This is a genomic window from Hyphomonas atlantica corrig. (genome assembly GCF_000682715.1).
Classification (GTDB): domain Bacteria; phylum Pseudomonadota; class Alphaproteobacteria; order Caulobacterales; family Hyphomonadaceae; genus Hyphomonas; species Hyphomonas atlantica.
Genome location: NZ_AWFH01000007.1, coordinates 18,242 through 41,909, shown reverse-complemented (window position 1 = coordinate 41,909; position 23,668 = coordinate 18,242). Strand labels below are relative to the sequence as shown.

The window sequence follows — 23,668 nt, the reverse complement described above, 5'->3', positions numbered from 1 at the left end:
TGAGCGGAGCGCGGCCGACAGGGTGTTTCATGAAGCACAAAGGACCCCGACATGACTTTCCAGATCCGCGCCCTGCCAGCAGGCCAGTTCGCCCATTTGACCCAATTGTCTGATGCGGAACTGGCCGCGCAGAACATTCACAAGCGGGTTGTGGATGCCAATCCCGGCTATCCGTGCCGGGTCAGCCTGCAGGATGCAGACATCGGGGAGACGGTGTTCCTGCTGCACCACTGCCACCATGGTGAGGCGACGCCCTACCGCGCGTCCCATGCGATATTCGTGCGGGCGGGTGCGACGCAAGCCCAGCCGGAATTGGGCGAGGTGCCGGAATCCCTCACATTGCGGCTGATCTCGATCCGGGCCTTTAATGAGGCGCACGATATGGTCGCAGCGGATGTGGCGGAAGGCGTTGACCTGGCCACGGCGATACCGGACATGCTGTCGAAAGAGGGCGTTGCCTATCTTCATCTGCACAATGCCCGGCCGGGGTGCTATGCCGCGCGGGTCGACCCGGTAAGGTAATCTCCGGGTTTCAATACGCTGCGGGAGGGCCTAACTGTGTGCGGATAAGTGACTCGCAGACAGAAGGATGCCCGGCCCGTGGCTCTTGACCCTTACAAAGTGCTCGGCGTGGACCGTTCGGCCAGTGATGCCGACATCAAGAAGGCCTACCGCCAGAAGGCAAAGGACCTGCACCCCGACCTGCACCCGGACAACAAGGCCAAGGCGGAAGAGTTCAAGCGCGTCTCTCTCGCGTGGGACATTCTGGGCGACAAGGACAAGAAGGCGAAATTCGATCGCGGCGAGATCGATGGCGGCGGCAACCCGACCGGCTTTGGCGGCGGCGGCCAGCCCTATGGGCAGGGGGGTGGTTCCTATCGCTGGGAAGGGCGCGGCGGCAATCCGTTTGGCGGCGCACAAGGCGACCCGTTTGAGGACATCCTGTCCGGCATGTTCGGCGGTGGACGCTCGCGCCGCGCCGGTCCGACAAAGGGCCGGGATGTGCGCTATCGCGTGTCGATTGATTTTGAGGACGCCGTCACCGGCGCACGCCGCCGGATGACGATGGCGGACGGGACGGCGCTGGACGTGAACATTCCGGCCGGCGTGGAAACTGGCCAGACGCTGCGCCTGAAAAGCCAGGGGGAGCCCTCTCCGAATGGTGGCCCGCCGGGAGATGCGCTGCTGGAAATCCAGGTGCCTGAGAGCAAGGTCTGGCAGCGCGATGGCAAGGATTTGCGCATGACGGTCGCCATTGACCTGAAGACCGCTGTTCTGGGCGGCAGTGTGGAGGTGAAAACCCCGTCCGGGCCGGTGACGCTGAAAGTGCCTGCGGGGTCCAATACCGGGTCTCAGCTTCGCCTGCGGGGCAAGGGCGTGCAGACCTCAACGCCGGGCAATCTCTATGCGCGGCTGGAGATTGTTCTGTCCGATCCGAAAGATCCCGGCCTCAAGGACTGGGCCGAGGGTCGCTAGGCGATCAGGCCTGTGCCGGTTCGAACAGAAGCGTGTCGTCTTCAAAGATGATCTCTACCGGCGCCGGCGCGGCGATCAGATAGCCCTGCAATTCCTCACAGGCGAGACGTGCGAGGGCTTCGGCCTGGTCCTCTGTCTCAACGCCTTCCGCGACGACGGGGATTTGCAGCGAGTGTGCGAGATGGATGATCGCTTCCACGATGGCGCGTGATTTCGGATCGACATTCATGGAGGTCACGAAAGAGCGGTCGATCTTGATACGGTCGAACGGGAATTCCTGAATATAGCTCATCGAGGAATAGCCGGTTCCGAAATCATCCAGCGAGATCTTGATGCCCAGACTCTTCAGGTCGAGCAGGATGCTGGTGGCCAATTGGGTGTTGTGGATGATGGCTGTTTCCGTGATCTCCAGTTCGAACCGGTTTGGCGACAGGCCCGTTTCGGCAAGCGCTGTGCGGACGGTATCGACCAGGTCTGCATCGAGCAGTTGGCGGGCGGAGAGGTTTACGGCGACGGACTCATTCTCTCCCCAGTGGCGTGCCGCGCGGCAGGCGGCCTGAATGGTCCAGCGCCCAATCTCCACGATCAGCATGCTTTGTTCAGCAATCGGAATGAATGTGTCCGGGCCGACAAGGCCGATGCCGGGACGGTTCCAGCGCACTAGCGCTTCATGGCCAACAACATCCCGGGTCGCCGCATTCACCTTGGGCTGGAAGTGGAGCACGAGTTCGTCATTCTCGACGGCCTTGTGCAAGGCGCGCTCAAGATTGCGTGCCTCCATCTGTTGCTTGTGCAGTTCGGCGTCATAGAAGCGGAAACAATTGCGCCCGGCTTCCTTGGCGGAGTAGAGCGCGCGGTCTGCGAAGGTGAGCAGGCGCGCTGCGCTGTGATTGCCTCTGGAGGCCATGGCGATGCCAATACTGCCGCCACTGGACAGGTTCCGACGCCCGATTGCGATGGGGTCTGACAGGGCCGTCAGGATGCGGCTGGCGACATCCGTGATCTCGTCCTGGGATTTGCGACCGCGCAGGAGAACCGCAAACTCGTCGCCGCCGAGACGTGAGAGAACGTCTTTCTTTTCAAGCTGGCTGGACAGGCGGCGCCCGATGGATTTCAGCAGCGTATCACCTGCGCCATGCCCGTACTGGTCGTTGACCTCCTTGAACTCATCGAGGTCGATAATGAGGACGGCCAGTTCATGCGGGTTGGTGCCTGTTCGTTTGCTGACGGCAGATTCCAGCGCCATGTTGAAGGCGACACGATTGTAGAGGCCGGTCAGCGAGTCGCGATAGGCCAGCGTACGCACACGGGCTTCTGCGCGGACACGCTGGGTCATGTCATGAACCGCGAAGACGATGAAATCGCCATCCGATTCGCTGACATAGCGGCTGGACACCGTCGCCACCATTTCGCGACCGTCAGAGAAACGCAGTCGCCGCTCACCGAAATCGTGATTGCCGGCGAAGGTGATGTCCTCATCCTTGATCTGCAGGATGTCCTGGATCTTCTTGCCGACCAGCATCTGTTCTGTTTCTGGTTCTGGCTCCGGCGTCAAACCAAGGTCTTCCAGTTTGCGTGCGTCGGGGCCGTCATCCTTGAACATGGTGCGCGCGGATGAGTTGGTGGACAGGATCGTGCCGTCCGGGGCGACTACGAACAGGCCCTCGCTGCTGGCATCGGCCAGCACGAAGAGTTTGCGCTGTTCCTTGTTGCGGATGCGCTGGAACTGATTGTCGAGCCCTGCGGCCATCGCGAAGATGAAGACGACGAGCAGCATGGCCAGAGCGATAATGATGCTGAGGCCGCCTGAACGCAGCGCGATTGCTGGAATTTCCAACCCCTTTACCGGGATCATCGTGGTGCCGGTGGCGCTGATGAAATGGATGGAGAGAACCGCGATGATGCTGAACACGGTGGCCAGCAGGGTGCTGCGCGGGATGCTGGGGTTCGCGCCGGTGAGATAGGTCGCAACGTATCCCATGAAGCCGAGCACCAGGGCAGTCGTGACCATCATCTGGTCGTATTCCATGATGGCTGAGGCGTTCAGGGCGGTCATGCCGCAGAAGTGCATGGCGGCGACCGAGGCGGTGGCGATCGCTGCGCAAAGCACCCGCACGAGGACATCGGAATTCATCCGCATCAATAGCGCAGTGGTCACGAAACCGGTGACCACGATCATGGCGGAGAGAATGGTGCGTCCGCCCGAGAAGACAACTTCAAAGCCGGGCTTGTAGCCGAGCAGGGCGATGAAATGCGTGGACCAGATGCCCAGGCCGACGACCGTTCCAGCAGCAATCGCCCAGAAAATCTGGTTCTGCAGCTGTACGGCCACCATGCTGCGGCGGAACACGACAAGCGAACAGCAATTGCTGAACGTCAGAACCAGAAGCGCGGCAATAACGTGTGAGAGATCGTGCTCGGTCGTTATGCAAGTCAACACATTGTACATAAAAAAGGTAAACCCATCAGTCCGCCAATCTCACTGACGTGGTTGCGTTACCAAAAGGGAAATCAGATTGGTCGCGTTTACCATAATTGCGGCCAGGCAGCCGGGCGCTGAAGTCCGGGATTTTTTCATCGTGTAGTGAAATATACAGGACGGGCGATTTGGCCTGGCGAAAATGTACGGACAAAATGTCAGATCATGAATTCGTGTTTTAGCAGTTGGATGCTGAAAGTTTCCATCGATTGCATTTTTTCATGGAAAGCGCGCTCCACCCATGATGGAGGAATCTCTTTGGCGAAAGCCGGAGATTGAGATAGATTGCCATCGTGGCTGTGGGGGACGCAGGCACCATCAGGCGTGCATTGTGCGCGCTTTCGGCATCGCCGGATCATTCGATGAAATGGTCCGGCGCGCCGACCCCGAAAGGGAGAGGGTGCTTTTTTCTTGCCGAACAGGGGAAGCCATCTAGCATCGTTCGGGGTGTTGGAAAGGTGAGCGACATGTTGGACGGTATTTCAGCTTTGTTGACTGCGCGGTCTTTGCAGGATCTGCGAGCCGAAGCTGTTTCCGTGTTCAGCATGATGGGCATGCCGCGCGTGATCTGCCTGTCTCCCATCGGGCATGACCGCTCGGTAGGGCGGACATTGGTGAATGCCGGGTTTCCGCTTGAATGGGAAAACGCCTATCTCGACGCGCGCCATATGGATGACCCGTTGCCGGATATCGCCGTGCGGATCGGCTCGGCCTTTCATTGGGATCATCTGCCTTCTGATGTGGTGCTGAACCAGAACGAGACGACGTATCTGGAAGACCTGAAAAGCTGGGGCATGGAGAAAGGTGTCTGTGTCGCAACTTACGGACCTGCGGCGCGGGTCGGTTTCATCGCGGCAAGTTCCGAGACTGGCCAGGACAGCCTTCATGCCGTGGACATGCAATTGTTCCAGGTGGCCGCCCAGACCGCCTATTTGCGCTATTGCCAGTTGATGACGCTGGAGCTGAATTACGAGATGAATCTGTCGAGCCGTGAACTCGACGTGCTTCACTGGATGGCGCAGGGACGCAGCAATGCCGCGATTGGCGAAACGCTGAGCCTCAGCCCGGACACGGTGGGGACTTATGTGAAGCGCATCTTCGCGAAGCTGGAAGTCTTCGACCGGACATCGGCGGTCATGAAGGGGGTGATGCGCGGGCTGGTCATCGCGTCGGACCCCGAAGTCGAAGCCGAAGCGCTTGCCCGCCGCGCACGCAAGCGCGAAGGCTAGGCGCACGTCGATGCGCTGCTGTCTGCTGAAAGTGAAGGAATCCGCGCGGATATGTTCACTTGGTATTCAGAGCCTGATGCCTATACAGCAAAGCCATGAGACGGATTTCTGCCTTTCTTCTGGCCCTGGGCCTTGTGATGACGCCACCGGCGATCGCGCAGGACTGGCGTAACCAATGGTCGCCGGGCCAGGCGCGCGATTCGGTACGCGAAGGCAAAACGGTGCCGCTCAGCCAGATTTTCCAGAATCTGAAGCGCCAGTATGGCGGTTACCAACTGAACGCAGACCTGTTCGATAATGGCGGCAATCCGCGCTACAAGATCGACTGGATGACCGGCGATGGTCGCAAGATGCGGTTCACGGTGGACGCCCGGTCTGGCCGCGTGCTTGACCGGCAGGGCGCATGACCCGACAGTGTATTTTTGAATTCGGAGGGACGTATTGATGCGTATCCTGGTTGTTGAAGATGATTCAGACCTGCGTCGCCAATTGGCCGACGTGCTGTCGCAATCCGGCTATGCAGTCGACCTGGCCGCCGATGGCGAAGACGGCCACTTCCTGGGCGATACCGAGCCGTATGATGCGGTGATCCTGGATCTGGGCCTGCCAAAGATGGATGGCGTCAGCGTCCTGAAGAAATGGCGCGCGGACGGCAAGTCCTTCCCGGTGCTGATCCTGACCGCGCGCGATTCGTGGAGCGAGAAGGTTGCAGGCTTTGACGCGGGCGCGGACGACTATCTGACCAAGCCCTTCATCACGGAGGAATTGCTGGCGCGTTTGCGTGCCTTGCTGCGCCGGGCCGCCGGTCACTCCGCCGCAACGCTGGAGGCTGGCAAGCTGGTGGTCGATACCCGCGCTGCACGGGCCAGTGTGAATGGCGAACCGGTGAAGCTGACCGCACATGAGTATCGCGTCCTGTCCTACCTGATGCACCATATGGGCCGCGTCGTGCCGCGCACGGAACTGGTCGAGCATATCTATGACCAGGATTTTGACCGTGACTCGAACACGATCGAGGTTTTCATCGGCCGCCTGCGCCGCAAGATTGGCACGGACCGGATTCAGACAGAGCGCGGCCTTGGCTATCGCCTGGTTGTGCCGGATGCCGAAGCCCGCGTCGCCGGATAAGGCCTGCTTCGCGCCGGAGCCCTCAGCATGAGCGACAGCGCCGCTTCCAAACCAAGCCTGATGGATCGCTGGACCCGGCTGTCGCTGGCCCGGCGTATCATGCTGGCCGCAGCGATATGGGGCTTTGTCGTTTTGATTGGCGGGGCGATTGCCTTGTCTGCCGTGTATCGCGCGCAGACCTTGAGCCTGCTGGAAGAAGACCTGGAGCAGACCCTGGTCGGCCTGACACGGGAAATGACCCGCGAGAACGCGTTTCTGGAAGATGGCCGGGTGACGGATTCCCAGCGGGAATTCTTTGCAGGCGACGTACGTTTTCGCACGCAATATTCCGGCCGATACTGGTCCATTGTTGGCGTGAATTCAGAGGGCAGTATTGCAGGCGACATCCGCTCACGGAGCTTGTGGGACGAGCCAGTGCCCCTGAATGAAGACCAGCTTGAGCGGACACTGATGAATCCCGGCCTGACCATGTTTGGAAACTTCCGTTTTGAGGGGCCGGCAGGCCAGCGCGTGCGGGTGGCCTCCCGCGCGATCCTGATCGAGAACCGCGAGACACCGCTGATCCTTGTCACGGCAGCAGACCGGGCCGCGAATGATGCAGCGACCAGCCGCTTCCGCAGCCTCTTGCTGGTCACGATGATTGCCCTGTTCGGAGGCGTGTTTGCGGCAATGGTTGTGGCGATTTCATTCTCCCTGCGACCCTTGCGGCGGATCGGGGGCGACATTGCCGAAGTGCGCGAAGGCACGCGGCAGAGACTGTCTGAAGACTATCCCGCGGAAGTGCGCCCACTGGCCGATGAGCTGAACAAGCTGCTGGAGCATAACCGGCAGGTGGTAGAGCGTGCACGGACCCATGTGGGCAATCTGGCCCATGCGCTGAAAACCCCGCTGGCCGTTTTGCGCAATGAAGCGACCGGCGAGACACAACTGGATGATGTGGTGCGCCGTCAGTCCGAAAGCATGCAGACCAATGTGGAACATTACCTGAAGCGGGCGCAGATGGTGGCGCGCGCGCAGACGCTTGGCGCACGCACCGAATTGCGCCCCGTGATTGATGGCATCGCCCGCATGCTGAACCGTCTCTATGATGCGAGGGGCGTCAACGTGTCTGTTGACGGCGGGGTGGGGGCCGTGTTCCGGGGGGAGAAACAGGATCTTGAGGAAATGGTCGGCAATCTGATGGAAAATGCCTGCAAATGGGCGAGCAGCGAAGTGCTGGTGCGCGTGCGCGACACGGCAGCGGCCCTGACCATTGATGTCGAGGACAATGGCAAGGGCCTGTCACCGGAGGAGCGCGAAGGCGCCCTGAAACGCGGTGTGCGCCTGGATGAGACCACGCCGGGTACGGGTCTTGGCCTGTCCATCGTGAAGGAGCTGGCCGAGTTGCATCGTGGTTCACTGGAGCTGGGCGATGCGGAGCTTGGCGGCCTGAAAGCACAGCTGAGGTTTCCGAAACCATGACGCGGACGAACTGGATCATTCTTGTGGTCTGTCTCGCCGTGGCGGTGGGCGGTTATTTGCTGATCGGGAAGCCCGGCATGGGCGACCAGCCCATGAAGGATCGTCAGGCGGGCCTGATGGAGAAGATACAGACCAATCCGCAATCGCTGACGCCGGCGGAGACCCTGTCGCGGTTGGAAGCCACTGTGCAGGAGCGCCCGGACGACCCGCAGCCACATTTCTTCATTGGAGAAATCCTGCGATCTCAGGGCCGCACGTCAGATGCGGCGCGCGCCTATCAGTCCGCCCTGCGGCGCGATGGCGAATATGTTCCTGCCTTGTTGGCGCTGGCCGATGCGCTGGTGGATCTGAACAATGGCGCCGTTTCACCGGAGGCAACGCGTCTGTTTGCGAAGGCTTATGAGCTGGACGAAACACAGGTGCGGGCCGGCATGTGGGCGGCCATGGGCGCGGCGCAGGCAGGGGATCAGGCCAAGGCCGAACAGGCCATGCGCTATATCTATTCCCGCCTGCCGGAAGACGACCCCCGCCGCGAACGCTTCGCCCCGATGATCGAGGCGCTGGGCAGTGGTGAGGCCGCTGCACCGGAAACCGAATAAACCGGCTACATTCGCCGCACTCCCCACATGGGCCAACACACCCTATAAGACCTTTCATGCGCGCACGGACACGACGGCTTTATATGTTTGGCATTGCGGCGCTGCTGCTTCTGGCGGCGGCGGCGCTGGCGTTTATGGCGCTGCGCGAGAATGCGAACCTGTTCTATACGCCGGAAATCCTGGCCGAGAATGGCCAGCCGGAAACGGGCAAGGTGGTCAAGGTTGGTGGTTGGGTTGAGCCGGGCTCGCTGACCTATTCCGATGATGGCGCGACCATGATCTTTACGGTCATTGATAACAGCCCCCACACGATCCGCGTGAATTATACCGGGATTGCGCCAGACTTGTTCCGCGAGGGGCAGGGCGTGGTTGCCACCGGCCAGTTCGGGCCAGAGGGCGATTTCACGGCCCGGCAGATCCTGGCCAAGCATGACGAGAATTACCAACCCCGCGAACTGAAACCGCTGGACGCAGCCGGATGATCGAACTCGGCCATTTCGCGGCCTTTCTCGCGCTGGCAGCGGCGCTGGCTCAGGGCCTGTTCGGACTGAGAGGAGAAAGACGCCTCGCAGCGCTGGCAGCCTATGCCGGGTTTGGCGTGATGACGCTGTCCTTCGTGACGCTGATCATCGCCTTTGCACGATCTGACTTTTCCGTCGCGCTGGTGGCGAACAATTCCCACACGCTGAAGCCGATGCTCTACAAGATCGCCGGGGCATGGGGAAATCATGAAGGGTCCATGGCGCTGTGGTGCCTTGTCACGATCGGTTTTGGCGCGGCAGGGGCGTTGTGGATGCGCACAGGCCGTGACCTGTTCGAGGCCCGGGCGCTGGGCGTGCAGGGATTGCTGGCGGTCGGATCGCTGGCCTATCTGCTGTTTGCATCTTCGCCCTATCTGCGATTGGACCCGGCCCCGTTTCAGGGCGCGGGCCTGAATCCCCTGCTACAGGATCCGGCGCTGAGTATTCATCCGCCCATGCTGTATCTCGGCTATGTTGGCTATTCCTTTGTCTTCGCGCTGGCCGCGGCGGGCATGATGGAGGCGCGCATTGATGCCGTCTGGGCGCGGGAAGCGCGGCGCTGGTCTCTGGCGGCCTTCATTCCGCTTACGCTGGGCATCGCGCTCGGCTCCTACTGGGCGTATTACGAGCTTGGCTGGGGCGGCTGGTGGTTCTGGGACCCGGTGGAGAATGCGTCCCTGATGCCGTGGCTGATTGGGGCGGCATTGCTGCATTCGGTGGTCGTGACGGAAAAGCGCGAAGGCTTTGCGGCCTGGTCTGCCTTGCTGGCGGTGCTGGCCTTCCTGTTTTCGATCATGGGCGCATTCCTCGTGCGCTCGGGCATCCTGACCTCTGTACACGCCTTTGCGGTCGACCCGGAACGGGGAATGCTGCTGCTGGGCGGATTGCTGGCCTATGGTGGCTTCGCGCTGGTCCTGTTCGCGATGCGCGCGCCAAAGCTGGCGGGTGGCAAACCCTGGGCGCTGCTCAGCCGTGAAGGCGCGCTGATGGCGAACAATATCGTGCTGATCGTGGCGACACTGACCGTGCTGCTGGGCACGCTGTTCCCGCTGATGGCGGAGGCCGCAGGGCGCACGATTTCTGTCGGGGAGCCTTATTTCAATCTGACCTTCACGCCGATGCTGGGCGTGTTGCTGATCATCCTGCCGGTCGTGCAGGCCTGGGCCTGGGGCAAGGCAGACCTGAAATCCTGGACCAAATGGGCCGTCGGCGGCGCAGCATTGGCGCTTGTCTTCGTTGCGCTGGGCATTGGCCTGTGGAGCATTTCCATCGGCGCAGCGCTTGGTCTTGCGCTGGGCGTGTGGCTGGTGCTCGGCTCTGTCTGGGAATTGAAGCGCCGGGCGATCACGCCGGGCCGCATCTTCCGACTGCCGCCGCGTGTTTGGGGCATGACGCTGGCGCATCTGGGGCTGGGCCTGTTCGTGATCGGGGCCGTTGTGGAGACGACCGGACGCTATGAAACCACGGTGGCCTTGGCGGAAGGCGGCTCGGCCGAGGTAATCGGCTGGACGCTGACACTGGATGAAGTGCGCGCGATTGAGGGACCGAACTGGTATGCTGACCGCGCGGTTCTGACGGCTGCGCGTAGTGGATCCCGCGCAGTGATGACCCCGATGAAGCGCTATTACCCGGCCGCGCAGATGCCGACCACGGAAACCGCGATCCACAAGACCGGCACGGGCGATCTCTATGCGGCGCTGGGCGAACAGCGCATGGTGGAGGGCGAACCGCGCTGGGTGTTCCGCGTCTACTACAACCCGATGATTGATCTGCTATACTTCGGCGTACTCCTGATGGCGCTGGGCGGTGTGTTCAGCCTGTGGCCGAGGCGGAAAGCATGAAGCAGATCATCATTATCCTGATCAGTGTCTTGTTGGCGGGTGCGGCGTTTGCCGAAGACGTGGCGCTGGACGATCCGCAACAAGAGGTCCGCGCGCAGGATCTGATGCGGGAGCTGCGCTGTGTGGCGTGCGAGAATGAGCCAATCTCGCAATCCTCTGCGCCGATTGCCGAGGACATGCGCGCACGTGTTCGCACCCTTGTAGGGGAAGGCGCAAGCGACGAAGAGGTTCGCACCTGGTTTGAAGATCGCTATGGCGAGTTTGTTCTGTTCCGTCCGAAGGCGGAGGGCGTGGCTGGCTGGATGCTGTGGGGCCTGCCATTCGCATTATTGCTGATCGGCGGCTGGATCGGCCTGCAGATTGCCCGCTCTCGCAAGGCAGCACCGGTTGAACCGATCGCGCCGGAAGACGTCTAGTAGACGCCAGCTGGCAGAAGGTATGGCGCCCCAAGCCAGACCACCCATCCACCAAGCGCAATGAACGGCCCGAACGGGATGGCTGTGTCGGCATCTGCCTTGCGAATGCCTGTCACGGCCAGCGCTATGACGCCGATCAAGGCCGAAGCAGACGCCGCAAGCATGATGGGTGCAAGACCCATCCACCCCGTCCAGACGCCAAGACCGCCGAGGAGTTTCGCATCACCGCGCCCGATGCCGTCCCGCCCGCGCAGGCGGCGATAGCCGACTTCGATGGCGACCAGCACGAGATATCCGGCAAGGCCGCCAATGGCATGCGCTCGCCATTCCTCCGGGCGTGTCAGCCAGACCATGGCGATGCCCAGCAGGACAATTCCGGCTGTAAGAGGATCGGGCAGCGTGAAGCTGCGAATGTCGATGATGCTGAGCGCCAGAAGGAGCGCGCCAAGGCAGAGCGTCAGGAGCAGCGTTCCCGGCGGCGCGAACATCCAGGCAGAGATGCCGAGCGCGGCTGTGGCCAGCGCTGTCAGCAAGAGAGAAAGTGGTTTTGACATGCGTGTCTGTCCTTTCCCCGGCCGGGGCAATGCTCGCTCAAGAGCATTCGCGCCTAGGGAAATCAAGAGTGGCCAGCAAACAAGGCGCGCCAGAAAACGCGCGGCGGTGAGTGGGGAGTCTTCCTGTCGTGGGATGCCGACGCCGCTCCATAACACTCGTCAGCTGGGTGGGGACGCGCTTGACGATTGCAATGGCCCGGAAGGTGAGTCCTGGCAGGGACCTTTGCCTCCGGAGGCATATGCCGCAGTTCCCGTAAGGGCCTGTGCGACGCCGGCAACTTGTTTGGGGGCAGCCCTCCACGACCGAATGCAAACGCCCGGTCCCTAGTGCCGACTGGCGGCAAAAGAGACATGGCGTGATTGCGGAAATACCCCCCAAAGCCTGTTGTTATTACAGAATGGGCCGAAAATTCGAGTCTTACAAGGGAATTCACCGGGGATGCGAAAAATTTATTGGGGAAACAGCGCGGTGGAGGATTACCCTCAGATTTACCCTGATTTCGCCGCAGTCATCGGGCAGTTGAGGGAATACCGTGTGGTGCGGTGCCAATTATGGGGAATTCAGGCAAAATAACCTTGCTGTCTTTTAATGACCACAATGCTTGTGGCAGGTTAATGTTTGGACCACATGCCCAATACCGGCAAATTTTTCAGTGACTTGGAGACAGGAATGAAGACAATCGGCATATCGAGACAGGCCATGGTAGCAGCGCTGGTAGGCGTCGCGATGGTGGGCTCTTTCTCTCTGGCCCCACAGGTCTTCAGCCCGGAGGCCGGCGCCCAGCCGATTCAGATTGAAGCCCCGCTTGGTGCACCGCTCAGCTTTGCGGACCTGATCGAGCAGGTCGAGCCTGCGGTTGTCAGCGTGAATGTTACCACGGAGCGCGAAGTTGGCCGCCTGGCCGACATGCAGCAATTCTTCGAACAGTTCCGCGGCATGCCTGGCCTGGACGAGTTCATGGAACAACGCCGCCAGGAAGAGGAAGAAGAGCCGGAAACCCAGGAAGGGCGTTCGCTCGGCTCAGGCTTCTTCATCTCGAAAAATGGCTACATCGTCACCAATAATCACGTCGTGGATGGCGCGACCGCAATTCAGGTTGTCTTGCAGGATGGCCGCGAACTGGATGCTGAGCTCGTCGGCAAGGACGCCCAGACAGACCTCGCCGTGCTGCGCGTGACGGAAGAGGGCGAATACCCCTTCGTGAATTTCGGCGACTCCCACACCATGCGCAAAGGTGACTGGGTCGTGGCGCTGGGCAACCCGTTCGGCCTCGGCGGAACAGCCACCGCGGGCATCCTGTCAGCAGACGGGCGCGAGATTGGCCCTGACAGCCCGTACACAGACTTCCTTCAGATTGACGCCTCGATCAATCGCGGCAATTCCGGCGGCCCGACCTTTGACCTGAACGGCAATGTGATCGGTGTGAACACTGCGATCTTCTCTCCAACGGGTGGGTCGGTTGGCATCGGCTTTGCCATTCCGGCAGAACTGGCCGATGAGGTCACCAAGGCCCTGATCAAGGACGGGAAAGTGTCCCGTGGCTGGTTGGGCGTTGCGATTCAGGACCTGACCGAGGATATGGCGGAAGCCCAGGGCATCAAGGATGCCAAAGGGGCGATTATCGCTGATGTGACCAGCGGCAGCCCGGCCGAGAAGGGCGGATTGGAACGCGGCGACATCATCTTGTCCGTCAATGGCGACAAGGTGACGGACGCAACCTCCACCACGCGCCTTGTCGGAAAGCTGATTGCGAACACCGCCAACCGGTTTGAAATCATTCGCGGCGGCAAGAAACAGACAATCAACGTGACTGTTGGCGAACGCCCGAGCAGTCCGAATGCGAACATCACACCTTCCAGTTCGTCCCCATCGGATGATGCGGTCGAGGATGGCCAGGTGGTTTCCGAAGTCGGTGGCACGTTCGAGCAGATGGACGACGAATTGCGCGAACGCCTTGGCCTGAAAGCCGGGGAGAACGGCCTCGTGATCACCAAGGTTTCAAAGGATGGCGTGCTTGAGGAAGCTGGCTTTCAGGCCGGTATGGTGATCCTCGAAGTGAACAATAAGCCCGCAACGAGCGTTGATGCCCTGCGCAAGGCCATCAGCGATGCAAAGCGGGCCAATCGCACGAAAGTTCTGGTCGCTGTCCGTATCGGGCAGATCACGAATTATCGCACAATTGATTTGTCGGACGCCGAATAGGAGGGTCTGATGCTGCAGACAGTTCAGGAAGACGCCATGCATGTACTCGTGATTGAAGACGATATTGAAATGGCCAGCTTTATCGAGAAGGTTCTGGTCGAGGCGGGCCACCGCGTCGACATGGCCACAGATGGCGACAGTGGCCTGGCCCTGGCAAGATCATCGGAGTTCGATGCGCTTGTGGTCGACCGCATGCTGCCGGAGAAGGATGGCCTGACGCTCGTCAAGGAATACCGTGAGGCTGGCGGCAAGACGCCAACCCTCTTCCTGTCGGCGCTGGGCGATGTCCAGAATCGGGTGCAGGGCCTGAAGGTTGGCGCGGATGATTACCTGGCCAAGCCGTTTGCCCCGGCGGAGCTGGCCGCGCGCGTTGAGGCGCTGGGCCGCCGCCTGCCGGTGGAGCAGCAAATCACCGTTCTGAAGGCAGGCGATCTGGAAATGAATCTGCTGACCCGCAAGGTGACGCGGGCTGGCCAGAAGATTGACCTGCAGCCGCGCGAATTCCGCCTGCTGGAGTATCTGATGCGCCATGCCGGACAGGTCGTGACGCGCACGATGTTGCTGGAGAAGGTGTGGGATTACAATTTCGACCCCCAGACCAATGTCATCGACGTGCATATTTCTCGCCTGCGCGCGAAGATCGACAAGGAATTCGATGAGCCTCTGCTTCATACGGTGCGCGGCGCCGGGTATCGCCTGCAGGGCTAGACGCCCGCGCAGGCGGCTGGCACCAAGCGCTGTATGAAACTTGCCCTGCCGACTTTCCTGAAGACGACAACGTTCAAACTGGCGCTGATCTACAGCGCCATGTTTGCGGCGTTCTCGGCTGCGTTGCTGGTCTATCTCTACTATTCGACGGTCTACTACATCCGCGCGGAGAGCGAGCGGCGGATGGACCTCGAATTCGAGCAGCTCGGCAATGCCTACTTCACCGGCGGTATGGAGCGGCTCAGCCAGTCAGTTCTGGAGCGCATGACGCGGACGGGCTCCACCTATTTCTATTATCTCGAAGATTCCTCGGGCCGGAAGATTGCCGGCCATTTCGGACGAATGCCAACCACGCCGCCGGAAGAGGATGTGCAGACCGTCTATTTCGAATTCCTGCAGCATGAACCGGACGGTACGGAGATATTCCGGCCAGCGGCGGGCCGCATCGTGCGCCTGCGCGACAATGGCGGGGCCTTGCTGGTCGCGTTTGACACCGAACAGCAGACTGCGATTGTCGGACGGATCCAGCGGGCAATCTTCATTGCCGCGCCGATCGGGCTGATCTTCTCCTTGCTGGGCGGTATCTTGATCTCCCGCGGGGCTGCGCGACGAGCGGATGAACTGGCCCGGACGGCGGAGGCCGTGATGGGCGGAGAACTGGGGCGCCGCGCGCCTGTGCGGGGGTCTGGTGACGAGTTTGACCGTCTCGCCTCACGCCTCAATGCCATGCTGGACCAGATCGAGAAGCTGGTCGATTCAACCCGCCACACCGGCAACGCCATCGCGCATGATCTGCGCTCGCCCCTGTCTCGCCTGCGCAACCGGCTGGAGATTGCCCTGTCAGAGCCGATGACGCGGGAAAGCGCGGAGGCGACCCTGGAAGAGACCGTGCTGGAGGTGGACCGCGTGCTGGGCACCTTCAACGCCATCCTGCGCCTTGCCCGGCTTGAGGCGGGCGCAGAGGGCGAACGGGTGCGGATGGATGTTTCCGAACTGGGCGAAGAGCTGGCCGAACTGTTTGATCCGGCGTGCGAGGAGGCCGGGCTCGGCTTCAAGAGCCAGATTTCGCGCAATCTGGTCGTGCTTGCTGACCGGGACCTTGTTGGACAGGCGCTCTCGAACCTGCTCGACAATGCGGTGAAGTATACGCCCGAAGGCGGCGAGATCAGCTTTTCCATCACGCGCGGGCCGAATGGGACGGTGGACATGACCGTGATCGATTCCGGGCCCGGTGTGCCGGTTGAGGCGCGCGAACGCGTTGTGCAACGCTTCCAGCGCATGGATTCCGCGCGGACCCAGCCGGGCTCGGGCCTTGGTCTGGCACTGGTGGATTCGGTGGCGGACATGCATGGCGGCGCACTGATCCTGGATGATGCGGACGGACCCGCGGACGCACCGGGCCTGAAGGCCACGCTTCGCCTGCCAAGAGTGTGAGACCTGTATGCTGACGATTTCGCCCATCGCCGACACGCCAGAAGCTGCGCTGGAGCGGGTCTTGCCATCTGCGCCTTATCTGCGCCGCCTGCACGAGACGGGCACACGCGGCCATTGGCGCGATGCGCTGCAAGCGGTGAGAGATATTCCGGCGGACTTGCCGGAGGCCGAGGCCATGACCGTGATGCGCAAGGCAAAGGCGCAATTGCACCTGTCGCTGGCGGCAGAAGACCTGTCCGGCATACTGCCCGTGATGAGTGTAACGCGGGCGCTGAGCGAGTTTGCCGAGGCCTGTCTTGAGGCGGCCCTGCGCGTGACACTGGCGCGCCGCGGTGTGGGCGGGGCGGGTATCTTTGCTGTCGCGCTTGGCAAGATGGGCGCGTATGAGCTGAACTATTCCAGCGATATCGACATCTGTGTCTTCTACGAACCCGGCGTGTTCATGGCCGGGGACTATGAAGCCGGGGAGACCGCGCAGCGTATCGCGCGCGATATTGTCCGCATCATGCAGGAACTGACCGGAGACGGGTATGTGTTCCGGACCGATCTGCGCCTGCGCCCAGATCCATCCTCCACACCATTGGCTGTCTCTACACGGATGGCGGACCTCTACTATGAGAGTGTCGGGCAGAATTGGGAGCGCATGGTCTGGATCAAGGGGCGGCCCACGGCGGGCGATCGGGAGAGCGCAGCGCGTTTCCTGAAGATCCTGTCGCCTTTCGTCTGGCGGCGCAATCTGGACTATTGGGCGATTGGCGACATTCAGGCCATCAAGCGCATGATCAACAGCAAGGTGGGGCGGGCCGATTTCGAAACCGTGTCACCGGACGTGAAGCTGGGGCCGGGCGGCATTCGAGAGATCGAATTTTTCGCGCAGACACAGCAGCTGATCCTTGGCGGACGCCAGCCTGAATTGCGGGACAATTCCACGCTCGGCGCGCTGGCAGCCCTGACGAAGGCGGGTGTTGTCGAGCCGGACACGGCGGATGAGCTGAATACGGCCTATCTGGCCCTGCGCAATCTGGAGCACCGGGTCCAGATGCGCCGCGACGAGCAAACCCATATTGTGCCCGCCGGAGAAGACGACCGGCGCGATGTGGCGTTGATGAGCGGCTACGACGATCTCGCCGCCTTCGACCGCGATCTTCAAGCCACGCGCCGCTGTGTGCAGGCGCATTATGATCGCCTGTTCGCGCATGAGGATCGCGCGCTGGAGGATCATTCGCTCGGCAATCTTGTCTTCACGGGTGTGGATGATGATCCGGGCACAATCGAAACCCTAGCGTCACTTGGCTTCAGCAATCCGAGCGCCGCGATCGACACGATCCGCAATTGGCACCGAGGCCGCGTCCCCGCCACCCGCACAGCGCGTGGGCGGGAATTGCTGACGGCCTTGCTGCCGGGTATGCTGGCGGCCATGGGCAAGACGGGGGAGGCGGACGAGGCGTTTCGCTGGTTCTCCCGATTTTTCGAGGGCTTGTCATCGGGTGTGCAGACGTTGTCCATGCTGCTGGCAGAGCAGACATTGCTGGACGATCTTGTCTCCACCCTGGCACTGGCTCCGCGCCTGGCACAGATCCTGTCGCGCCGGCCAGACCTGCTGGAGGCACTGGTCAGCAATCAGGAGCCGTCCCGCCCGGTGATTGATGAGCATGTCAGTTTTGATGGCGCACTGGATTCGTGGCGGCGGTATCACCGTGAACAGAATTTCCTGATCGGACACCGTCTGTTGCACGGGTTGATTCAGGCACGGGACGCCGGAACGCATTGGTCTGACCTGGCCGATGACACCATTCGGGAAATGGCCGCTGCGGCGGAGCGGGAAACGGCCAATCGGTATGGGCCAAGGCCGGGCAGCTGGGCGGTGTTCGCAATGGGCAAGCTGGGCGGACGGGAGTTGACCGCCGGATCGGACCTCGACCTGATCGTGATCTACGACGCCGACCCGATGGAAGCCCAGACCTGGTATACACGGTTTACCCAGCGCCTGATCACCGCGCTGACTGCGCCGACGGCGGAGGGCGATCTCTACGAAGTGGACATGCGGCTGCGCCCTTCTGGCGGGGCAGGCCCGGTGGCGGTGAGTGTGCCTGCCTTTGAGCGGTACCAGAATAAGGACGCATGGACGTGGGAGCATATGGCCCTGACACGGCTGCGCCCCGTTGCGGGGAATGAGGCGCTCAGTCATCAGATCATGACGATTGCATGCGAGGCGATTGTCTCGCGGGCCGCAAAGGATGACGGCACCATCGCAAGAGACGTCAGCGATATGCGCCAGCGGCTCTACCGCGAAAAACCCGGCAAGGGATTGTGGGATCTGAAAACAGCCGAAGGCGGATTGGTGGACGCCGAGTTTGTCGTGCAGCAGGACATGTTGTTGAGTGGCAAGCCGGAGGCGATCCGCGCCAACACGCGCGAGGCGATTGCGCATTCTACCCTGCCGGACGCTGAACGATCCATGCTGATCGAGGGCGTGACCTTCCTGCAATCGCTCCAACAGGTGCATCGCCTTGCGCTGGGCAGCGATGTGCAGGCTGGCGTGATGCCGGAAGGCCTCAAGGATCGCCTGTGTCGTTCAGTGGGCGTCGACAGTTTTGCAGCGCTGGAAGCAGAAATATCTTCATTGAAATCAAGGGTTCATGCGCTTTGCGCAGAAAAACTTCATCTGCCCGCGACGGATTAGGTGGGCCGGTCCGTTCAATACGCGATGGGTGAGTAAAACGAACGGAGTTTTTTCAAATGAAACGCACTACTCTCGCAACTGCTTCGATTGCCGCCATTGCTGCGCTGACCCTGCCGCTTGTGGCCTTGGCCCAGCCGGGTGATGGTCCGCGTGGAGACCGCCCACATGGCCCTCGCGGTGGCATGGAAGAAATGATCAAGCAGATCGACACCAATGGTGATGGCAACATCAGCAAAGCAGAAATGGAAGCGCACCGCACGGCGCGTTTCGCTGAAATCGACGCAAATGGCGATGGCGCCGTGACGCAGGCCGAACTCGATGCGCATCACGAAGCCAAAAAGGCGGAACGTGAAGCTGAACGCGCAGCACGTCGCGCCGAGCGCAAGGCTGAGATGTTCGCTAAGCTGGATGCAGACGGCAATGGCACGATCAGCATCGACGAACTCGATGACCGCGGACATCCCGGTTTCGACAAGCTTGATGCGGATGGCGATGGCGTGATCACCGCCGAAGAAATAGAGGACATGAAGTCCAAGATGAAGGGCAAGCGTCACGGCAAGTGGCACAAGCGGGGCGACGGCCCACGCCCGGAATAGGGTAGGACTTGCTGAATGGGCCGGAAGCGTGTGATGTGTTCGCGTGACTCACGAGATGACCAACCTCTTCCGGCCCGTCTTCGGTTAAGAAACCTGTCTTGGCTTTCAGTTCAGACCTCGACCGGATTACACGAGCGGCAGCGGGCGATCCCGCTGCTGTCTCCAGCCTTGTCGACCGCTACAGCAGCGGCGTCCTCGCTTTGGCAACCCGGATGCTGGGGGATGCCGCGGAGGCGGAAGACGTGACGCAGGAAACCTTCCTCCGCGCCTGGAAAGCGCTTCCGACCTGGGAGCCACGGGCGAAATTCTCCACCTGGCTGCACCGGGTGGCGCTCAATCTCTGTTATGATCGGCTGCGCAAGCGCCGGGAAGTAACGATGGAACACCTGCCGGAACGCACCGATCCGGCCATGACACCAGCAGAATTGCTGGACCAGTCCCAGCGCGTCCGCGCCGTGGAGGATGCAATCTCCCACTTGCCGGAACGCCAGGCCGCTGCCTTGACGCTGTGCGCGTTGCAGGGACACTCACAAGCCGAAGCGGCAGACATCATGGATGTCAGCGTGGAGGCGCTGGAAAGTTTGCTGGCCCGTGCACGTCGCACATTGAGAGCCAGCCTGTTGGAGAGGGCCGCATCATGAGCGGACAGATGATCACAGACGCGCGGGTTCTGGCCCTGATCGAAGCCTACGGGGCAGATCCGGACATGTTCCCGGAGGCCGAGCGAGCCGCCGCGAAAGCGCGCATGGCAGACAACCCCGCCCGGTTTGCGACAGCGCTGTCTGAGGCGCAGGCTCTGGATGGTCTGTTTTCAGACATTCCTCATGTCTCGCCATCGCCTGCCTTGCGCGAAACACTGATTGCATCTGCACCGAAACCCCGGTCGGCTCGGTCATCTCGCTGGAAGCTGCCGGTCTGGATTCCGGCAGGGGCTCTGGCCTCCCTCACGGTTGGCCTGTTCGCCGGGATGAGCGTTGCGCAGCCAGTCACGACGCAGGACGAACAAGCCGAAGCCGCTGTCTATGCGGCGCTCGGGTTTGACACGTACACGCTGGAACTTGAAGAAGAGGTGATGCAATGAGCGATACGTCCGCGCCGAAACCGCGCCGCATTTCCTTCTGGTTGACGGTCTCTCTCTTGTTCAACCTGCTTTTGCTTGGATTGATTGCCGGGATGCTCGTGCGCCAGATGCCGGATCGTGACCGGGGCAGGGATCGCCCGAGTGTCGAGCGCGACATTTCATCGGACACCCGCCGGGCCATGTTCGGCTTGATGCGTGAATCGTATCGGGAATCGCGGCCTGAACGCGAAGTGCGCAACGCAGCGCGAGAGGAACTGGCAAAGGCCCTCAAGACAGAACCCTTCAACGCAGAGCAGGTTCGCAAAGCGTTTGCCGCTCTGCGGTCCAGTGAGCAGGACGTGCACGCCGCAACACATGAAGCCATGATCGGGCGTCTGGAGGCTCTGCCATCAGATCAGCGCGCCGCCATGGCGGACTTGCTGGCGCGCGGGCCGGACCGGCGCAGCCGTGATCGGCGTGATCCTCCGCCACCACCACAGGACTAGGGGTTTCCTTCTCTGCCTTCACGTTCCAAACTGCCTTCAAAACAGGAGGGCGGAATGAAGGAATATGCGGCGTTTGACGCGATGGGACTGGCGGAGCTGGTCCGAACTGGGGAAGTATCGTCAAAAGAGTTGCTGGACGAGGCGGTGTCCCGCGCCCATGCCGCGCAGGAGCAGCTGAATTGCTTTTCCGCGCTCTATCCGGACATGGCAGAGACGCAGCTGGCAGATGTGCCCAAGGATGGCCCCTTTGCAGGCGTCCCGTTCCTGACAAAGGATTTGGGTGTTGCCCTGAAGGGCGCTCCGCTCACCAATGGGTCCGTCAGCTGGAAGGGGCATGTTGCCGAGCGGGATTCGGTCCTGACAGAGCGTTATCGCAAGGCGGGCCTGGTCATGTTCGGGCAGACGACCAGCCCTGAATTCGGACTGACCACGACGACGGAATCCACGCTCTACGGCCAAACGCGCAACCCGTGGGATGTAACGCGGACGTCTGGCGGATCGTCCGGCGGCGCCTCGGCGGCGGTTGCGGCAGGAGTTGTGCCCTTGGCGCAGGCCAGCGATGGCGGCGGATCAATCCGCATTCCGGCGTCCTGCACGGGCCTGTTCGGCATGAAGCCTTCACGCGGGCGCACCCCGATGGGACCGCTTCAGACAGAAAATTGGAACGGCATGTCGACGGTCCATGCCGTCAGCCAGACCGTGCGCGACAATGCCGCCCTGCTCGACGCCTCGCATGGCCGGGAGACTGGCAGTCGTTATGTCGCGCCGGCGCCGGAGGGCACCTATCTCAACGCGGTCTCGCGCGATCCGAAGAAGCTGAAGATTGCGCTCTGGCGGACCGCACCGAACGGCACGGAAATGAGCGCCGAGGCGAAAGAGGGTGCCGAGGCCACAGCTCGCCTGCTGGAAGAGCTGGGCCATGAAGTGGTCGAAGCCGCCCCATCCCTGGACGGTGAGGCGCTTGGCAAGGCGGCGCTGTTCACCATCTCGGCCAATGTCGCCGCGGCGATTGATGCGCGGGCCGCCATGCTTGGCCGGGACGTGCGCGAGGATGAGTTGGAACCGATCACGTTCGCGATGGCGGGGCTTGGACGGACTGTGCCGATGGTGGAGTTGGCACGGGCGAACAATCTGTTCAATCTGACCGCCATACAGTTCGAACAATTCCTGGAGGATCAGGGCATCGATTTGATCATGACCCCGACGACCTTCCGTGCGCCGGATGAGTTGGGCGTGCTGGCATTGACGGCGCCGCCAGACCAGATGAGCGAGGCGGTTGGCAGCTTTGCGCCGCTGTGCCCATTGTTCAATCAGATTGGCGCGCCCGCCATGTCTGTGCCACTTCATTGGACAGATCCGACAGAAACTGCACCGCAGGGCCTGCCGATCGGTATGATGTTTGGCGGGCGGTGTGGTAGCGAGGAATTGCTGTTCTCGCTGGCTGGCCAGCTGGAACGGGCAAAGCCCTGGATTGACCGGTGCCCGCCAGTCTGGATGGGATGAAACAAGGAAGACGACGCAACATGATCAGAAGCGGAATTTGCGCGGCACTTGCCGTGATGATGGCTCTGCCTGCGCTGGCTTGGCCAATTTCTCCGGAGAATGCCTCAACCATATTGACCCGCGCCGGCGGCGAAGACGTGGAGCTTACGTGGGTACGCGATGATGTTGCTCTCCTCGATGCAACAAAGGGTAACTTCAAGTATTCGGTGCGCATGATGGATTGCGACGAAACGAAGACCTGCGCGAGCGCGATGATCTTTGCGACGTTTGAAATGGCAGGGGTGCCAGACCTCGCCACGCATGAAAAAACCAACCATTTCAACGACAGTTACCCGTTTGGCCGCGCCTTCATCCTGCCGCGCCCGGACCAGCAGTCCTTTGCGGTGGGGGTCGACTATTCCCTCGACCTGAAGCATGAGGCCAATTTCGATACCGAGGATGTGGATAAGTTCATGGCCATTCTCGACGCCTATGTAGGCCATATGAGCAAAGAAGAGTGACCCTGCCCGGACTAAACACGCAGGCGGGCGGGTGCCATTGCGGCGCGGTGCGGTTCGAGGTGGATTTGCCGGCGGCCTTCGAGGTCGAGGATTGCAACTGCTCGATCTGCGCGATGAGCGGAAATATTCATGTCATCGTGCCAGCCAGTCGCTTTCGTCTTCTTCAGGGGGCGGAGAACCTTGCCGAATACACGTTCAACACGGGCGGCGCGAAACACCGTTTCTGCAAGACATGCGGCATCAAGAGTTTCTACGTGCCGCGCTCAAACCAGGATGGATTCGCCGTGACGTGGCGGTGCCTTGATGAGTGGCAGACACTGGACGTGACCGTGAACAAGTTCGATGGGCAGAACTGGGAGGCCAATGCCGCAGCACTGGCCCACAAGTCAAAGGATTAGCTGCCGGCCTTGATCGTCACCGCCGTACCGGAAACCGACACCATCATCATGGAGCCGCCCTGGCCAACGACTTCATAGTCGATGTCCACGCCGACCACGGCATTCCCGCCGCGCCGGGCGGCTTCCTCGCACATTTCGCGCGTGGCAACCTCGCGGGCTTCGCGGATCGTCTTCTCATAGGCTTCGGAGCGGCCGCCCACAACATCGCGAATGCCGGCGAACAGATCCTTGAAGATATGCGCGCCGATAATGGCTTCGCCGGTCACGAGGCCTTTGTACTCAGTGATGTCATGGCCCTGCAGGGTCGGGGTGGTCGAAACGATCATGTCTTGCTCCATTATTATTGTTTATCAATAATAATTGGGGTGGGCCT

Annotated in this window: 24 protein-coding genes; 21 read left to right on the top strand and 3 right to left on the bottom strand. The window is 61.3% G+C overall.

The window, feature by feature from the left end:
* Positions 1-51 precede the first annotated feature (51 nt).
* Both HY36_RS06110 and HY36_RS06105 read left to right on the top strand, forming a co-directional pair.
* Positions 52-522 carry a DUF1203 domain-containing protein gene (locus HY36_RS06110; protein WP_035549916.1) on the top strand — a complete coding sequence of 157 codons (471 nt, stop codon included), beginning with the start codon at positions 52-54 and terminating at the stop codon, positions 520-522.
* 78 nt (positions 523-600) lie between these two features.
* Complete coding sequence (locus HY36_RS06105; protein WP_035549913.1) at positions 601-1,476, top strand: DnaJ C-terminal domain-containing protein; 876 nt, start codon at positions 601-603, stop codon at positions 1,474-1,476.
* Between the two features lie 4 nt (positions 1,477-1,480).
* Here HY36_RS06105 and HY36_RS06100 read toward each other — a convergent pair whose 3' ends face one another.
* Positions 1,481-3,916, bottom strand: coding sequence for a bifunctional diguanylate cyclase/phosphodiesterase (locus HY36_RS06100; RefSeq protein ID WP_162175952.1), 2,436 nt, complete (start codon positions 3,914-3,916; stop codon positions 1,481-1,483).
* 506 nt (positions 3,917-4,422) lie between these two features.
* Here HY36_RS06100 and HY36_RS06095 point away from each other — a divergent pair.
* The 8 genes from HY36_RS06095 to HY36_RS06060 all read left to right on the top strand — a co-directional run bounded on the left by HY36_RS06095 (position 4,423) and on the right by HY36_RS06060 (position 11,150).
* The gene (locus HY36_RS06095; RefSeq protein WP_035549906.1) at positions 4,423-5,184 is read left to right on the top strand and encodes a helix-turn-helix transcriptional regulator; all 762 of its coding nucleotides are present in this window, start codon (positions 4,423-4,425) and stop codon (positions 5,182-5,184) included.
* Between the two features lie 95 nt (positions 5,185-5,279).
* Positions 5,280-5,591: a PepSY domain-containing protein gene (locus HY36_RS06090; protein WP_035549903.1), complete on the top strand. Its 312-nt coding sequence runs from the start codon at positions 5,280-5,282 to the stop codon at positions 5,589-5,591.
* A 37-nt stretch (positions 5,592-5,628) separates the two neighbouring features.
* The gene (locus HY36_RS06085; RefSeq protein WP_035549900.1) at positions 5,629-6,312 is read left to right on the top strand and encodes a response regulator transcription factor; all 684 of its coding nucleotides are present in this window, start codon (positions 5,629-5,631) and stop codon (positions 6,310-6,312) included.
* A gap of 27 nt (positions 6,313-6,339) precedes the next feature.
* Positions 6,340-7,773 carry an ATP-binding protein gene (locus tag HY36_RS06080; protein ID WP_051602551.1) on the top strand — a complete coding sequence of 478 codons (1,434 nt, stop codon included), beginning with the start codon at positions 6,340-6,342 and terminating at the stop codon, positions 7,771-7,773.
* A complete protein-coding gene (locus HY36_RS06075; protein ID WP_035549897.1) occupies positions 7,770-8,372 on the top strand; it encodes a tetratricopeptide repeat protein in 603 nt (200 codons plus the stop codon). The genes HY36_RS06080 and HY36_RS06075 overlap by 4 nt, the downstream gene beginning before the upstream one ends.
* A 56-nt stretch (positions 8,373-8,428) precedes the next feature.
* A complete protein-coding gene (locus HY36_RS06070) occupies positions 8,429-8,854 on the top strand; it encodes a cytochrome c maturation protein CcmE (RefSeq protein ID WP_035549894.1) in 426 nt (141 codons plus the stop codon).
* The gene (locus HY36_RS06065) at positions 8,851-10,734 is read left to right on the top strand and encodes a heme lyase CcmF/NrfE family subunit (RefSeq protein ID WP_035549892.1); all 1,884 of its coding nucleotides are present in this window, start codon (positions 8,851-8,853) and stop codon (positions 10,732-10,734) included. The genes HY36_RS06070 and HY36_RS06065 overlap by 4 nt, the downstream gene beginning before the upstream one ends.
* The gene (locus HY36_RS06060) at positions 10,731-11,150 is read left to right on the top strand and encodes a cytochrome c-type biogenesis protein (protein WP_035549889.1); all 420 of its coding nucleotides are present in this window, start codon (positions 10,731-10,733) and stop codon (positions 11,148-11,150) included. Before HY36_RS06065 ends, HY36_RS06060 begins: the two co-directional genes overlap by 4 nt.
* On the opposite strand, the gene HY36_RS06055 is transcribed toward HY36_RS06060, so the two are convergent.
* A complete protein-coding gene (locus tag HY36_RS06055; RefSeq protein WP_051602550.1) occupies positions 11,147-11,704 on the bottom strand; it encodes a prepilin peptidase in 558 nt (185 codons plus the stop codon). The genes HY36_RS06060 and HY36_RS06055 overlap by 4 nt on opposite strands.
* A gap of 670 nt (positions 11,705-12,374) precedes the next feature.
* Between HY36_RS06055 and HY36_RS06050 the strand changes: the two genes are divergently transcribed.
* The 11 genes from HY36_RS06050 (at position 12,375) to HY36_RS06000 (ending at position 23,295) form a co-directional block, all read left to right on the top strand.
* Positions 12,375-13,907 (top strand): Do family serine endopeptidase, encoded by a 1,533-nt coding sequence (locus HY36_RS06050; protein ID WP_035550033.1) that lies wholly within the window; start codon positions 12,375-12,377, stop codon positions 13,905-13,907.
* Between the two features lie 36 nt (positions 13,908-13,943).
* Positions 13,944-14,615, top strand: coding sequence for a response regulator transcription factor (locus HY36_RS06045; protein WP_035550031.1), 672 nt, complete (start codon positions 13,944-13,946; stop codon positions 14,613-14,615).
* Between the two features lie 33 nt (positions 14,616-14,648).
* On the top strand, positions 14,649-16,049 hold the full coding sequence (locus HY36_RS06040; protein WP_035549886.1) for a sensor histidine kinase: 1,401 nt from the start codon (positions 14,649-14,651) through the stop codon (positions 16,047-16,049).
* A gap of 7 nt (positions 16,050-16,056) precedes the next feature.
* Positions 16,057-18,732: a bifunctional [glutamine synthetase] adenylyltransferase/[glutamine synthetase]-adenylyl-L-tyrosine phosphorylase gene (locus HY36_RS06035; RefSeq protein WP_051602549.1), complete on the top strand. Its 2,676-nt coding sequence runs from the start codon at positions 16,057-16,059 to the stop codon at positions 18,730-18,732.
* A gap of 56 nt (positions 18,733-18,788) precedes the next feature.
* Positions 18,789-19,328, top strand: coding sequence for an EF-hand domain-containing protein (locus tag HY36_RS06030; protein WP_035549883.1), 540 nt, complete (start codon positions 18,789-18,791; stop codon positions 19,326-19,328).
* Positions 19,329-19,426: 98 nt separating this feature from the next.
* Positions 19,427-19,969, top strand: a complete 543-nt coding sequence (locus tag HY36_RS06025; protein ID WP_035549882.1) for an RNA polymerase sigma factor — start codon at positions 19,427-19,429, stop codon at positions 19,967-19,969.
* Entirely contained in the window at positions 19,966-20,409 is a 444-nt protein-coding gene (locus HY36_RS17700) for a hypothetical protein (RefSeq protein ID WP_051602548.1), read from the top strand. Before HY36_RS06025 ends, HY36_RS17700 begins: the two co-directional genes overlap by 4 nt.
* The gene (locus HY36_RS06015; protein ID WP_035549879.1) at positions 20,406-20,894 is read left to right on the top strand and encodes a periplasmic heavy metal sensor; all 489 of its coding nucleotides are present in this window, start codon (positions 20,406-20,408) and stop codon (positions 20,892-20,894) included. The genes HY36_RS17700 and HY36_RS06015 overlap by 4 nt, the downstream gene beginning before the upstream one ends.
* Positions 20,895-20,948: 54 nt before the next feature.
* Positions 20,949-22,397 (top strand): amidase, encoded by a 1,449-nt coding sequence (locus tag HY36_RS06010; RefSeq protein ID WP_035549876.1) that lies wholly within the window; start codon positions 20,949-20,951, stop codon positions 22,395-22,397.
* Positions 22,398-22,417: 20 nt separating this feature from the next.
* Positions 22,418-22,897 carry a YbjN domain-containing protein gene (locus HY36_RS06005; protein ID WP_035549873.1) on the top strand — a complete coding sequence of 160 codons (480 nt, stop codon included), beginning with the start codon at positions 22,418-22,420 and terminating at the stop codon, positions 22,895-22,897.
* Between the two features lie 2 nt (positions 22,898-22,899).
* Entirely contained in the window at positions 22,900-23,295 is a 396-nt protein-coding gene (locus HY36_RS06000; RefSeq protein ID WP_035550023.1) for a GFA family protein, read from the top strand.
* On the opposite strand, the gene HY36_RS05995 is transcribed toward HY36_RS06000, so the two are convergent.
* Positions 23,292-23,621: a heavy metal-binding domain-containing protein gene (locus HY36_RS05995; protein WP_035550020.1), complete on the bottom strand. Its 330-nt coding sequence runs from the start codon at positions 23,619-23,621 to the stop codon at positions 23,292-23,294. The two genes, HY36_RS06000 and HY36_RS05995, sit on opposite strands and share 4 nt — an antisense overlap.
* Positions 23,622-23,668: the final 47 nt, after the last annotated feature.

Coding starts and splice junctions, on each gene's coding strand:
- HY36_RS17700 (WP_051602548.1), top strand. CDS start 19,966: ATGAGCGGACAGATGATCACAGACGCGCGGGTTCTGGCCCTGATCGAA.
- HY36_RS06085 (WP_035549900.1), top strand. CDS start 5,629: ATGCGTATCCTGGTTGTTGAAGATGATTCAGACCTGCGTCGCCAATTG.
- HY36_RS06095 (WP_035549906.1), top strand. CDS start 4,423: ATGTTGGACGGTATTTCAGCTTTGTTGACTGCGCGGTCTTTGCAGGAT.
- HY36_RS06055 (WP_051602550.1), bottom strand. CDS start 11,704: ATGTCAAAACCACTTTCTCTCTTGCTGACAGCGCTGGCCACAGCCGCG.
- HY36_RS06110 (WP_035549916.1), top strand. CDS start 52: ATGACTTTCCAGATCCGCGCCCTGCCAGCAGGCCAGTTCGCCCATTTG.
- HY36_RS06040 (WP_035549886.1), top strand. CDS start 14,649: ATGAAACTTGCCCTGCCGACTTTCCTGAAGACGACAACGTTCAAACTG.
- HY36_RS06035 (WP_051602549.1), top strand. CDS start 16,057: ATGCTGACGATTTCGCCCATCGCCGACACGCCAGAAGCTGCGCTGGAG.
- HY36_RS06070 (WP_035549894.1), top strand. CDS start 8,429: ATGCGCGCACGGACACGACGGCTTTATATGTTTGGCATTGCGGCGCTG.
- HY36_RS06030 (WP_035549883.1), top strand. CDS start 18,789: ATGAAACGCACTACTCTCGCAACTGCTTCGATTGCCGCCATTGCTGCG.
- HY36_RS06090 (WP_035549903.1), top strand. CDS start 5,280: ATGAGACGGATTTCTGCCTTTCTTCTGGCCCTGGGCCTTGTGATGACG.
- HY36_RS06045 (WP_035550031.1), top strand. CDS start 13,944: ATGCATGTACTCGTGATTGAAGACGATATTGAAATGGCCAGCTTTATC.
- HY36_RS05995 (WP_035550020.1), bottom strand. CDS start 23,621: ATGATCGTTTCGACCACCCCGACCCTGCAGGGCCATGACATCACTGAG.
- HY36_RS06075 (WP_035549897.1), top strand. CDS start 7,770: ATGACGCGGACGAACTGGATCATTCTTGTGGTCTGTCTCGCCGTGGCG.
- HY36_RS06015 (WP_035549879.1), top strand. CDS start 20,406: ATGAGCGATACGTCCGCGCCGAAACCGCGCCGCATTTCCTTCTGGTTG.
- HY36_RS06050 (WP_035550033.1), top strand. CDS start 12,375: ATGAAGACAATCGGCATATCGAGACAGGCCATGGTAGCAGCGCTGGTA.
- HY36_RS06060 (WP_035549889.1), top strand. CDS start 10,731: ATGAAGCAGATCATCATTATCCTGATCAGTGTCTTGTTGGCGGGTGCG.
- HY36_RS06065 (WP_035549892.1), top strand. CDS start 8,851: ATGATCGAACTCGGCCATTTCGCGGCCTTTCTCGCGCTGGCAGCGGCG.
- HY36_RS06010 (WP_035549876.1), top strand. CDS start 20,949: ATGAAGGAATATGCGGCGTTTGACGCGATGGGACTGGCGGAGCTGGTC.
- HY36_RS06005 (WP_035549873.1), top strand. CDS start 22,418: ATGATCAGAAGCGGAATTTGCGCGGCACTTGCCGTGATGATGGCTCTG.
- HY36_RS06080 (WP_051602551.1), top strand. CDS start 6,340: ATGAGCGACAGCGCCGCTTCCAAACCAAGCCTGATGGATCGCTGGACC.